This window comes from Odoribacter lunatus (genome assembly GCF_943193135.1).
Lineage (GTDB): Bacteria > Bacteroidota > Bacteroidia > Bacteroidales > Marinifilaceae > Culturomica > Culturomica lunata.
The window spans coordinates 32,242-45,301 of sequence record NZ_CALPCZ010000020.1 but is presented as its reverse complement, the minus strand read 5'-3'; the positions used below and the strand labels follow the sequence as shown (position 1 = coordinate 45,301).

Sequence of the window (13,060 nt, the reverse complement as noted above, 5' to 3'; positions counted from 1 at the left end):
AATGGAGGAGGGACACGCTCCAATAAATCTAATGGAAGGAATGGCGGGGGAGCTACGGATATTCGTTTAATAAAAGGAGAATGGAATGATTTTAATAGTCTAAAATCAAGGATTATGGTAGCAGGAGGAGGGGGAGGAAGCGATTATTTTGCTAGCTATGGTTCTAATGGTGGAGCTGCTGGTGGCTTAAATGGGTATGATGGTAATTATTACAGAAATAAAGGTAGTAACTCATACACGATTGCAAGAGGAGGAAGTCAAACAAGTGGAGGAAAAGGTGGCATTGGTGTTAGTAAGGGAAAAAGTGGGAGTTTTGGCATGGGAGGCTGTAGAACAGAATATTCCAATAATGGTTCATATGGTAGTGGTGGTGGAAGTGGTTACTATGGTGGTGGATACGGGCATTATAACCATTATGTTGCTGGTTCTGGAGCAGGCGGTTCGTCGTTTATTTCCGGACACAATGGGTGTGATGCGATAAACAGTGCGGGCAGTCATACCGGTCAATCTGTTCATTATTCCGGTTTATCTTTCACAAATACAGTGATGATTGATGGTACCGGTTATCAGTGGACAACAGTAAAAGGTAGTTATGTCGGGATGCCTAATTTCTCGGGAACAGGCACGATGACGGGAAATACCGGACACGGTCAGGTACGGATTACACCGTTGAATTAAGAGTGAAGAAATGGGATAATGGAGCAGTGGAAAAAATGATTTTTCCACTGTTCTATTTTAACCCATTTTTTTACTCCAAAAAATAAAGGATATGTTTTCTACTAAAAAAGAGGCTCTTTTTGCATCAAAAACATACTCTTTTTGTACTGAAAAGAGCCTCTTTTTTTCAAACGGAGTATCCATTTTCAATGAACGCCTGCAAAAGAACAAATAAGTATCTGATATTAAAAATATTAGCAATCACATTTAGATACATCCGGCTTAAAGACCAAATCCGTTATTTTTAAACCTATCGTTTTGCTACCGAAAACCTATCGTTTTTGTCTCAAAAACGATAGGTTTTTAACATGAAAATGATAGGTTTTTAAAAAAGGCGTATTTATTGACCGAAAAAACACACGATTTCATGATGAGAAATCAAAAAAGTCTGTTCGATGGTATTTAGAATACTTGTTTGTTTAACCACTCTGCCATAAAGCGGTCGTAAATAATATACCCGTCCGGAGATTTGTATATCAATTCGTTTTTTATCAGTTTTTTCAAAGCGCTGTTTACACTGCTCGCTGCTTTGAGATTGTATTTCGCGATAAAGTCTCCGGAATTAATTGCTTTGACACATTTTTCTGTTGCAATGGCTTTGAGGAGTTTGGTGTATCCGATGGGATATGCATTTAGCAGGTTTTCATAGGTATAGGCTGATTCTGCAATAATTTGTTCGATGGCATATCGGAGCATGGATGTGTCAATCGTACCGCTGTATCCGTAAATTCGGTTTAAAATAACTTGTATGTACCAGGTGTGCCCGCCAAATTGTGTATATAAAGTGTCAAAAATAGATGGAGATAGCGGTCTCCCTTGTTTTTCAAAAAACGAGTTGGCGAATTGATAATATTTTTCCTGGTCGATTGGGTTGATGGAAAGAATTTGTGTGCTTTGATAAAAAGGTTTCTTGGCGAAAAGAAACATTTCCTGCATGACATGTTGTTGGCTGCCGGCGAATATGAAGTTTACATTGGGAATAAACTGTATATATGAACGCAATAAAGCCTCAATGCCTTTTTCCGGGTATTCCGTGATTTGTTGAAATTCATCGATAGCAATGTAACAATGCTTGTCTGATGATTTTAAATAGTCAAAGATTTCTTTCAATGTGGCCTCTTCTGCTGAAGGCGAGAGGTGTTCAAGAATAACTTTGGGTATTCCGGTTACTTCGTCGAATGTGAATACCGGACGGCAGCTTTTAATAAATTGTGTGATACGGGAGAGTGCTTTTTGCGGTACGGAGTCTAATTGCCCTAAAACAGTGTTGGCAAGCAGACGGACAAATTCCCCTAAAGTTTGTGTCGGGTAAATGTCCATGTAAAGCGTGACAGTGTTTTCCTGTAGTTTATGTAGCTGGTGGAAAACATGTTTGATAAGCCCGGTTTTTCCGATACGCCTCGGAGCGATTAACGTGATATTGCGTCCGTTGTGAAGGGCGTCTACGATTGTTTTTGTTTCTTGTTCCCGGTCACAAAAATAGTCAGGGCTATAATATCCCGATATTAAAAAGGGATTATTCGGTTTCATTGTTATTGCGATTTATGCGTTACGTAAATTACGTAACGCAAATTTCGCAATAAAATATCAGACGACCAAATTAAATAAATTTGAATCCGAGCGTGAAGTTAAATGAGCGGGGAGCTTTGATAGTTCCGGCTTTATTGTCCTGAAATTTCTTCAAGCCTTTTTCATAGTCGATGTCAAATGTCAGTTTCCATGCGTCTACGCCGACACCGATTTTTCCGTTCCACATCATTTTGTCGTTGTCGATGTTCGTACCGAATTTACCGTTGTCCCATTTCAATTTTCCGCTGAAAGAGGCGACCGGTCCGAGATAAGCACGAAGTTTTACAATCGGAAGGTCCAATACATGCAATCCCACCATAACGGGAATGTCAAAAGAGTTGTATTTCAGATTGGTATTGCCTGATGCGTTGGTAACTTCTCCCTCTTTGTGGGCGTAGTTTAACGACGGTTCCAAGTATATCGGCCCCAGGTTCACGCGCACAAAGGCACCGACCATCCAGCCGGTATTGGAGCCGCTTTTCAGCACATGTCCGATGTCTTTTACTTTGATTTTTGTATTGGAGATACCGCCGTGGATACCGACATTAACAGGGGATTGTGCCATCAGGGCATAGCCTCCGATACAGAGTAAAATTGAGATAAGGATTCTTTTCATGTTTTATGATTTTAAATATATTTATTTGTTATTCGTTTTTGAAGCTGCAAAGTTATGTATTTCTTTTAAATTCGGAGAGAATAATTCCGGTTGCTACGCCTACATTGAGAGATTCGGTGGAAAAAGTGCTGTCGGCGAAGCTCGGAATGGTCAGTTTCTTGTCGATAAGAGCTTCAATATCAGCCCGGATACCTTTTCCTTCGTTGCCCATGACAATAAAGCCCCGGGAGGCAAGGGGCGTCCGGTAAATGTTGTCTCCGTGAAGAAAGGTTCCGTAACAGTGGAAGCTGTCGGAACGGTATGTTTGAATCAATGCGTTTAAATCCGTGTAGTGTACTTTCACTCTGAACACAGCGCCCATACTGGCTTGTACGCATTTGGGATTGTGGAAACTGGCGCAATCTTCGTCGCAAAAGACATGGCGGATGCCGAACCAGTCGGACACACGCAATATTGTACCCAGGTTGCCGGGGTCCTGTATGCCGTTCAAAAGCAGGGAAAGGCTCTGTTTTATCTCATCGGCGTTGTGGCGGTATTGCGGAATTTCGGCTAACGCCAGAACTTCCGGCAGGGATTGGAAATTGGAAATGGAGGCCATCTCCTTTTCGTCTACTTCCGTTACCTCCCGGTTGCCAAGAAGGTCGGAATGCTGCTCTGCCCAGTGGCGGTAAGCAAACAAAGAGTGGATTTTGAAATCGGATTGCAATAGTTCCCGCACTAATTTATCGCCTTCGATTTTGAATAGATTATATTTTTCTCTGAATTTCTTTTTTTCAAGGTTTTGGACTATTTTTGTTACATGTTTGCTAAGCATATTGTGAGTTTGAATCGTGTGAGGAGCTACAAATTTATAATAATTTCTGATAACTTGGAGAAGCGCGGCCTATATAAGGTGTTGCTGTTTGTTTTGGGAGTAGTGGCCTTGTATTCCTGTTCCCCTGTAAAGTATGTGCCTGAAAATGATTATCTGCTTGATAAGGTGACGGTGGAAACGGACATGAAAGAGCTAAACAAGGCGGATATAAAGAAAAATATTCGCCAGCGGCCCAACACCCGCATCCTCGGGGTCGCCCGTTTCCATTTGGGACTGTATAATTTAAGCGGGCGCAACGGGGAGAAGAAGTTTAACAAATGGTTGCGTAACATTGGGGAAGCCCCCGTTATCTATAATGATTTTCTGACGGAAAGAAGCAAGGTGCAGATAGAGCAATATCTTCACAACAAAGGCTATTACGAGGCAAAGGTTCGGGATACGGTAACCTTTAAAAAGAAAAAAGCAGCGGTATCTTATTTTGTCACTCCCGGCAGGCCGATGACAGTAGCGGAATTTGATTATAAGGACAAGTATAAGTACAATGAACAGGGATTGCGGGACACGGCAGCCGTGATGAAAGAGGTGCTTGCCGGAATGGAAAAGACATTGATAGAGAAAGGGAAACCGTTGGATGTCGATGTGCTGGAAATGGAGCGGGAGCGGATTACCCGGATGCTGCGGGAAAAGGGATATTTTAATTTTTCAAAGAACTATATTCAGTTTTACGCGGATACGAGTTTTGGTGTCTCCGAACAGGCAAGGGTGTCAATGAACCTGGTCGGCACGCCTGTAGACACGAATGCGTACAAAAAGTATAAAATCGGGAGGATTAACATTCACTTGGATTACGACCCGCTGGTATTTATGAAAGGGCGTGATTCGTCATATCTGGATACGACAATCGGGACGTACGGGATTACGTATAAGGAAAGATTGAAGATAAAGCCCCGTCTGATTGCAGAGACCATACAGTTTACGGCAGGAGAGGAATACAATGTGCGGAAAGTCATGGATTCGTATGCCCGTTTGCAGGCATTGAACCTCTTTAAATTTATTAACATCGTCTTTCGGGAAGGGCCGGACGACGAAGACGGAAAGACCTTATTGTGTGACGTACAATTGACCCCGATGAAACGGCAATCCTACAATATCTTCTTGGAAGGAACGCATAACTCCGGAAATATAGGGGTGGGGGGAAATTTGACGTACAATCACCTCAATCTCTTCCGGAGCGGTGAGAATTTAAGCCTTAGTTTCTGGGGTGCCTTGAAAAAAGAACGCTTTAATGAGGGAAAGATATTCAGTACGAAAGAAGTGGGCGTGGAGCTTGGATTGGTGTCGCCCCAGTTTTGGCTTCCCTTCCTGCGATTGGAAGATTTCCGCCGTAATTTTGCGCCTAAAACCTCCCTTTCCTTTTCTTTCAGTTATGAACATACGCCTTTTTACGACCGGAAAATTGCAGGAGCAAAATTCGGTTATCTGTGGCGGGAAACATACGGACGGTGGCGTTATAACTTTGATTTGGCGGATTTCAACTATGTGTTGATGGAGCGGGTTGATGCCGGATTTATTGACAGCCTTAGAAATGAATATGTGAAAAGTGCTTACAAAAGCCACTTGATTTTGTCTGCCGGATTTACGGGTGTCTATACGGACCAGGTGCTGAACTCGCCGGGGAGTTATAACTATTTTCGCAGTAGTATAGAAACTTCCGGTAATTTTTTGTGGGTATTGGATAAAGCATTTGGCGGACGCAAGATACAGAACGACGGGGAACGGTATTATGAGACTCTGGGTGTGCGGTATGCGCAATATGTGAAAGCGGACGGCGAATATCGTTTTAATCACTATATCAATCGTGCCAACACGATGGTATACCGTGTGTTTTTGGGATGCGGTTATCCTTATGGCAACATGAAAGTATTGCCGTTTGAAGAGGCCTTTTACGGGGGGGGCGCCAACGGTATTCGAGCCTGGCAGGCGCGTACGCTTGGACCGGGTTCGTATGTGGCGGAGAATAATTATCCGAATAGTGTGGGGGACTTCAAACTGGAGGCGAATATGGAGTATCGTTTTAAACTATTCTGGTTATTGGAAGGGGCTTTCTTTTTGGATATGGGAAACATTTGGAATATCAATAAATATGAAGACCGTAAGGGAACAGTGCTGGGAAGTGATTTCTACAAACAAATTGCTATGGGAACGGGTGCCGGGTTGAGGCTGGACGCTAATTTTTTCCTTTTGCGTTTCGATTGGGGCATCAAAATGCGTGACCCTTCCAAACCGGAACATCAGCGTTTTGTTTTGGTGAATAACGGAAAATGGATGAAACATACGGTTTTCAATATAGCCATCGGATACCCTTTTTAAACTGTAAGCATTATGTTGTCTACGATTGTTGCATATCTCTCCCTCTTTTTTCAGGTACTGGCTGCGGCCATTGCCATCAGCCTCGTCAAACGGACGAAATTTAACGCTTCCTGGATATTGATATCCATCGGCTTCCTGCTCATGGTAATCGCCCGCATGTTCGAACTCTTCCCGGCCGTATTTCCCGAACTCTATGAAGAACTCACCATCGTTCAGCACTGGCTCGGCTTCGTCATCTCCCTCGTATTGCTGATAGGTGTCTTCTACATCCGGAAAATCTTCCAGTTCCTCAGACGCGTCGAAGCGATACGGCGGGAAGCCGAAAAAAAAGTGCTGTCGGCCGTCATAAAAACCGAGGAACAGGAAAGACAGCGTTTCGCCAAAGAACTCCACGACGGACTCGGCCCCCTGCTGAGCGTGGTGAAAATGCTGGTATCGGGATTCGAAGTAAAAAACACGGCGGAAGTAAACGAGAAAATCAAACAAAACCTCAAACAGGCGGTGGACGAAGCGATTACCAGCGTCCGGGACATATCCGCCAACATCAGTCCCCACATCCTGAACAACTTCGGACTTAGGGAAGCCGTCGGCTCCTTCATAAAAAAACTGCGTCCGGCGGACGGCATCGACATAAAATTCTCCTCCAACCTGGATGACCGGCGCTTCGGTTACAACACGGAAGTTATCATGTACCGCGTCATTTGCGAATTGATAAACAACACTCTCCGCCATGCGGAAGCCGATACCATACGGATCGTGCTCCGCCTCGAAGAAGATATACTCTCTCTGGAATACTCCGACAACGGCATCGGCTTTGACGTAGGTCGCGAAACCGCCCGTCACGGTATGGGGCTGAACAACATGCAATACCGCCTAAAATCCGGAAACGGCGACATAAAAATAGAAAGTGAACGGGGAAAAGGAATGACCGCAAAGGCATTTATAAAATTGACGTAAACACATAAACAGCTGATTTATGCAAAAACTGAAAATCTATTTGGTAGACGACCATAAACTCTTCCGAGAAGGCCTGAAACTCCTCCTGTCCACCCAGGATTTCGTGCATCATATCTACGAGGCATCCAACGGCAGGGAATTTCTGGAAAACCTCTCCCTGGTCGATTGCGACGTCGTACTGATGGACATTGAAATGCCCGAAATCAACGGCATCGACGCCACGCGCGAAGCCTTGAAAATAAAACCCGGTTTGAAAATCATCGTTTTGTCGATGTATGGGGACGAACAATACTACTACCAGATGATTGACGCTGGAGCCAAAGGATTCATGCTGAAAAACACCGGCATAGAAAACGTCATCACCGCCATAAAAAAAGTGGCTTCCGGGGAAAACTTCTTTTCCGAAGAACTCCTGTTCAACATCCTCAACACCATGCGCGGTGCCAAAAACGAACCGGAAAACCGTGACAGCGAACTCTCCGAACGGGAAATGGAAATCCTCTGCCACGTCTGTAAAGGAAAATCCAACCAGGAAATCGCCGACGAACTCTTCATCAGCAAGCGCACCGTCGACAAACATCGCGCCAACCTTCTCAGCAAAACCGGCTGCCGTAACACCGCCGCCCTGGTCATGTACGCCATCAAAAACAAAATGATAGACGTATAAAACCATCCTTCTCTTTTTTTTGTTAAAATTAAGAATTCGTGAAACCGATTAATTGATTATTCGTTAAACATCTCATAAAAATGTTGTAGTAGTAAATTTTTACAAACTAAATACACGAATATGAGAAGATTAATCGGTTTTTTATCTCTCCTGTTTGTCATCGGCATACAGGTGAATGCCCAGACACGCACCTTGACGGGTGTCGTGACGGATAAAAACGACGGACAGCCCCTGCCGGGAGTGTCCATAATGATCAGAGGCACACAATTGGGTACATCGACGGATGCCCAGGGAAAATACAGCCTGGAAGTAAGGAATTCGGACGTGCTGGTATTCTCCTTTGTGGGGATGAGACCGCAGACAATACATGTGGGCGACCGCAGAACACTGGACGTCGCTTTGGAAAACGATGCGCAGAACCTCGATGAGGTAATCGTCACGGGATACGGCGTCACCCGCCGGAAAGCCTTTACCGGTGCCGCAACCACCGTCGGGACGGAAAACATCGCACAGAAAACCGATGCCAACCCCATCAAAGCGCTGGAAGGAACGGTGCCCGGCGTACAGTTGAACGTCGCTTCCGGACAGCCGGGGTCGCCCGCCACGATTTTCATCCGCGGACGTAACTCTTTGAACTCGGGCACACAGCCCTTGTACGTCATTGACGGAGTGCCGGTCACCGCCTCTTCCATGGGAATGCGCTCCTCGGAAGACCAGTCGCTGTCGCCTTTGTCCACCCTGAGCCCCTCGGACATCGAGTCCATGACCGTATTGAAAGACGCCACGGCTACATCCATCTATGGAGCCCGCGCCGCCAACGGGGTCATCGTCATTACGACCAAAAAGGGAAAAGCCGGCAAACTGCAGGCCAACCTGACAGCTAAATGGGGAATGGAAATGAAACCGGCCATCCCCAGCCGTTACAAACCCCTGAACGCGAAAAAATATACCGAATTGCTGACGGAAGGCATGCTGAACGATTACGACATGTACGGAGACTATGGCAACACGGCGCTCTACAACGAATACTTCTTCGGAGGCTACTTCCCCTACACGCAGGAAGGAATGACAGACATGCTCTATGCTTATCTCGACTACGACGGGAAAACGAAAACCAACTGGCTGGACGAAGTGACCCGTACGGGATTCGTTCAGGAATACAACCTCGACTTACAGGGAGGCGGCAACACGGGAACGGCGCCTAAATTCTACATCTCCTTCAACTACTTCGACAACGAGGCATTCGTAATCGGCAAAGACCTCGAGCGCTACTCCGGACGGATCAACTTCGCCCAGTCACCGAGCAGATGGGTGGACTACGGCATGACATTGAACCTCTCCTATACGAAAACCAACATGGGAGCGGGTGGAGGTTACTTCTCCGACCCGATTACACAGGCCTACCAGCAATCCCCTCTCTTGCCGGTAAAAGATGAAAACGGCGAATGGAACTTCAACACCCTGAACGGCTACAACCCCGTAGCGCAGCGCAGTGCCCACGGTGATAAAAGCACCGGCAGGCAATACCGGGCCATGTTCTCGCCCTACCTGACCATCCATTTCAGGGACGACCTGATGTTCACCTCCCGTGTCGGCGTGGATTACTATGATCTGAAAGAATTCGGATTCTGGTCCTTCCTCCAGCCCCAGGGAGCCGACATGCGGGGAATGGGAGAACAGGGAACCACCGAACGCACCTTGCTGAGCGTCACGAACACCCTGAACTACCTCAAATCATTCGGGGACCACAACCTCAACATCATGATAGGGCAGGAGGCGCAGAAAACAAAAGACAACAGCTCCTACCTCGCGGCTTCCAACTATCCCCTGATGAACAAAAACCAGGTAGCGAATGCGGCGGTGCCTTCCTCCGCGGCTACCAGCAAAGATGCGGTGGCGCTCGCCTCCTTCTTCATGAACGGACAGTATGACTACAAAAACAAATACTACTTCTCATTGAGCGCCCGGGCGGATGGCTCCTCCCGTTTCGGAAAAGACGACCGCTGGGCGGGATTCTGGTCGCTGGGTGCACGCTATCGGATTTCAGAAGAAGAATTCATGGAATCGACCAAAAACTGGATGACCAACCTTACCATCCGAACGAGTTACGGAACTTCCGGCAACCAGGACGTAGGCGACTCATGGTACGCTTCTCGCGACCTGTTCGGGTTCGGATACAACTACAACGGCCTCCCCGGAAGCGCTCACGAACAGCTGGGCAACAACAAACTGAAATGGGAGCAGACCAACAAATTCAACGTCGGGCTGGACATCTCATTCTTTGACCGGCTGACCCTTGAAGTAGACTACTACTACCACCGCACCAAAGACATGGTATTCATGGTACCGGTTTCCCGTACCACAGGTTTGCTCACCGTGCCGAAAAACATCGGCAAACTCGAAAACCAGGGTATAGAATTCACCCTGAACGCCAAAATATTGCAATTGTCCGATTTCAACTGGGACCTCACCTGGGTAGGCTCCCACAACAAAAACAAAATCGTCAGGCTGAGCACCGACAACCCCATCGAGGGCTCCATCACCATCGTGGAAAAAGGACGGGACATATACACCTTCAAAATGAAAAAATATGCTGGGGTAGACCCGGAAACCGGAGAAGCGCTCTGGTACCTGGGAGAAAGCGGAAACGAGACCACCAAAAACTACAACCTCGCGGGCAAACGCTACGTCGGGGCCGCCAGTCCAAAATTTCTGGGTAGCTTCATCAGCCGGATGAACTTCAAAGGCTTCGACTTCTCATTCCAGCTCAACTACTCCTTCGGGGGCAAAATCTACGGAGACAACCTGAGTTACGACGAACAGGTCGGCGGTTCCGGCTTCGATAACACCACCAACTACGTATACAACAACCGGTGGCAGAAACCCGGAGACAAAACCGACGTGCCGCGCTTCGTATTCATGAACGGCTCGGCTGCCAACAACGCCTCCACACGCTTCCTGATGAACGGGCGGTATCTGAAAATCCGTTCCATGTCCTTAGGCTACACCCTGCCCAAAGACCTCGTATCCAGAGCCTGGCTCTCTTCTGCCCGGATATTCATGACCGCCGACAACCTCTACACCTTCTGTGCGAAAAACTTCAGGGGATTCGACCCTGCGGGTATTGGTGCCAACGGAGTACAGTGGTGGAACTACCCGACACCCCGGAACATCATGTTCGGCGTCTCGGTGGGATTCTGAGCCGCTCCCGACAGAACATCGCAAACATATCAAACAAATCAATTAACAGAACACTATGAAGAAACTGAAATACTTATTCGCCTTGCCGGCAGTGCTGCTTTGCTCATGCAACGACTTCATGGACCTGAGCACCGAGCAGAACATACCGACCGAAGATGCCTACAACACCGTACAGGACGTCCAGAACGGACTGAACGGTATCTACTACGCCCTGGGACACTACTACTTCTACGGCAGGAATGTAATCGCCCTGGGTGACATCGCCGCCGACAACGCCGTGGCGAGTGCGGCTACGGGACACTTCCTCTCGCTGAACCGCTACAACTTCTCCGATACGGACGGCGACCTTAACTACATCTGGATAGGCGGCTACCGTGTGCTGGACAGAACCACCCGCACCATTCAGGGAGCTTACAGACTGCTGGAAAATACCGAAAACCACTACCTCTCCGAAACGGACATCGCCAGCCTGCACTCCTACATCTCGCAGAGCTGCGCCATAAGAGCACTGGCAGCCCATAAACTGGTGAACATATTTGCCTTACCCTACCGGAATACGCAGACCAACAGCCAGCTGGGAATCGTCGTCCTGAAAGACGAACCCATAGAAGCCTTCGACGTTGTAAAACGTTCCACCGTAGAAGAAACATACGCGCAGATACTCTCCGACATCGCGGAAGCCAAAGCGACCTACGCCTATGTAGACAACTACAACGCCGGCACGAACGAAGACGGATTGATACTCCTCGACCAGTACTACATGAACAAAGCTGCCATCTACGGTGTGGAAGCCCGCGTCTCTTTGGACATGGGCAACTATGCACAGGCAATCCTCGCGGCCGACTCCGCACTGACATTGCGGGCCGCCAATCCGGTCACCAACGAAGGTTACCTGAACATGTGGTCATCCACGGCTATCAGTGATGAAGACATCTTCACCATCGCCAAATCCGAAGACGACAACCTCTCCGCCAACGCCCTGAACACCCTCTACGGGAGCTACCGTTGTGCAGTCACCAGTGACCTTGTCCGCCTCTTCGGAGCCAACGACATCCGCCTGAAACTCATCTCCGGCACGCATCCCAAGAAATTCGACGGAATACCGACATCGCAGGCAGTGAACAACATCCCTGTATTCCGGGTGTCTGAAATGCACCTCATACTGGCGGAAGCCTACGCGCAGACCGGTGACATCGCGGCGGCCCAAGAACACCTCTTCTTCACCGCCAAGCGGAACACCGACCTGACCGAGGCCGACCTGCCCTCCGACAAAGACGCCCTGCTGGCCTTCATCGCACAGGAAAGAAGACGCGAACTCTTCGAGGAAGGATTCAGATGGTACGACGCCCGGCGTACAGGAGAACGGATAAGCGTATCGAACGGAGCCTATCAGAACTTCGATATAGCGGCATTCCTTTATCCCGTGCCGGCTTCCGAAATCAATGCCGGCTTCGGAGTAGAACAAAACATCGGGTGGGAGGAAACCCTGCCTGAATAAAAAACGTAACCTTGCTCTACGTGTTTTGTCAATCTTGCCCAACATACCTCAGGTAGGTTGGGCAAACCTGTTATGAGGGGAAAACATACATGAGAAAACCCGTCAAATACCTCCTGCGGATACTCCTGGCGGCAGCCCTGCTTCTTCTCGGCGCGCTCTTCTCCGTCTACCTGCCTGCCGTACAGCGGTATGCAAAAGGGAAAATCGTGGAATATGCGGAACGGGCGACGGGCGTAAAGGCGGACATCGGCGGCCTTTCGCTGAAATTCCCACTGCGCCTCCGTCTGGAAAAGGTATTTGCAGGGCGGAGCGACACCGACACACTGCTCTACATCGGACAACTGGACGCAGACATCGGTCTGTCGGGCGTCTGGAGAAAAAAAATCTCCGTCCGCGACCTCACTCTGCGGGAAGCCTACTTCCACCGGAAAGATACGCTTGTAGACGCCCGTCTGCAGGTGAAAATCGAAACCTTAAAAATCGGAATCCCCGAAATAGACTGGGGGAAAAAACAGGTGCGCATTACCGCCTTCGACCTGAAAAGAGGGGATGTTCTCTGGATCGCGGGGAAACAGGAAGCACCGGCTGACACCGTCGCCAGCGACCCGCCCGACTGGTCGGTCGAAATACAAAGCCTCCGGCTGGACAGCG

10 protein-coding genes are annotated in these 13,060 nt (G+C 48.0%); 6 read left to right on the top strand and 4 right to left on the bottom strand.

Annotated elements, in window-relative coordinates; genetic code table 11:
* Positions 1 to 678, top strand: a 678-nt coding sequence (locus NFR61_RS08360) for a glycine rich domain-containing protein (RefSeq protein ID WP_251622973.1), incomplete at its 5' end; no start/stop codon positions are given.
* Between the two features lie 441 nt (positions 679 to 1,119).
* On the opposite strand, the gene NFR61_RS08355 is transcribed toward NFR61_RS08360, so the two are convergent.
* The 3 genes from NFR61_RS08355 to NFR61_RS08345 all read right to left on the bottom strand — a co-directional run bounded on the left by NFR61_RS08355 (position 1,120) and on the right by NFR61_RS08345 (position 3,716).
* Positions 1,120 to 2,247 (bottom strand): AAA family ATPase, encoded by a 1,128-nt coding sequence (locus tag NFR61_RS08355; protein WP_251622971.1) that lies wholly within the window; start codon positions 2,245 to 2,247, stop codon positions 1,120 to 1,122.
* A gap of 70 nt (positions 2,248 to 2,317) precedes the next feature.
* Positions 2,318 to 2,902, bottom strand: a complete 585-nt coding sequence (locus NFR61_RS08350) for a porin family protein (protein WP_251622969.1) — start codon at positions 2,900 to 2,902, stop codon at positions 2,318 to 2,320.
* Between the two features lie 52 nt (positions 2,903 to 2,954).
* Complete coding sequence (locus NFR61_RS08345; RefSeq protein ID WP_251622968.1) at positions 2,955 to 3,716, bottom strand: TrmH family RNA methyltransferase; 762 nt, start codon at positions 3,714 to 3,716, stop codon at positions 2,955 to 2,957.
* A gap of 54 nt (positions 3,717 to 3,770) precedes the next feature.
* On the opposite strand from NFR61_RS08345, the gene tamL reads away from it, so the two are divergent.
* The 5 genes from tamL to NFR61_RS08320 all read left to right on the top strand — a co-directional run bounded on the left by tamL (position 3,771) and on the right by NFR61_RS08320 (position 12,409).
* Entirely contained in the window at positions 3,771 to 6,086 is a 2,316-nt protein-coding gene (gene tamL / locus NFR61_RS08340) for a translocation and assembly module lipoprotein TamL (RefSeq protein ID WP_251622966.1), read from the top strand.
* A gap of 12 nt (positions 6,087 to 6,098) precedes the next feature.
* Positions 6,099 to 7,043, top strand: coding sequence for a sensor histidine kinase (locus NFR61_RS08335; protein ID WP_251622964.1), 945 nt, complete (start codon positions 6,099 to 6,101; stop codon positions 7,041 to 7,043).
* Positions 7,044 to 7,062: 19 nt separating this feature from the next.
* Positions 7,063 to 7,710: a response regulator transcription factor gene (locus tag NFR61_RS08330; RefSeq protein ID WP_251622962.1), complete on the top strand. Its 648-nt coding sequence runs from the start codon at positions 7,063 to 7,065 to the stop codon at positions 7,708 to 7,710.
* Between the two features lie 120 nt (positions 7,711 to 7,830).
* The gene (locus tag NFR61_RS08325) at positions 7,831 to 10,911 is read left to right on the top strand and encodes a SusC/RagA family TonB-linked outer membrane protein (RefSeq protein ID WP_251622960.1); all 3,081 of its coding nucleotides are present in this window, start codon (positions 7,831 to 7,833) and stop codon (positions 10,909 to 10,911) included.
* Positions 10,912 to 10,966: 55 nt separating this feature from the next.
* Entirely contained in the window at positions 10,967 to 12,409 is a 1,443-nt protein-coding gene (locus tag NFR61_RS08320) for a RagB/SusD family nutrient uptake outer membrane protein (protein ID WP_338150542.1), read from the top strand.
* On the opposite strand, the gene NFR61_RS08315 is transcribed toward NFR61_RS08320, so the two are convergent.
* Positions 12,328 to 12,834 (bottom strand): hypothetical protein, encoded by a 507-nt coding sequence (locus NFR61_RS08315; RefSeq protein WP_251622959.1) that lies wholly within the window; start codon positions 12,832 to 12,834, stop codon positions 12,328 to 12,330. The genes NFR61_RS08320 and NFR61_RS08315 overlap by 82 nt on opposite strands.
* Between the last annotated feature and the right edge of the window lie 226 nt (positions 12,835 to 13,060).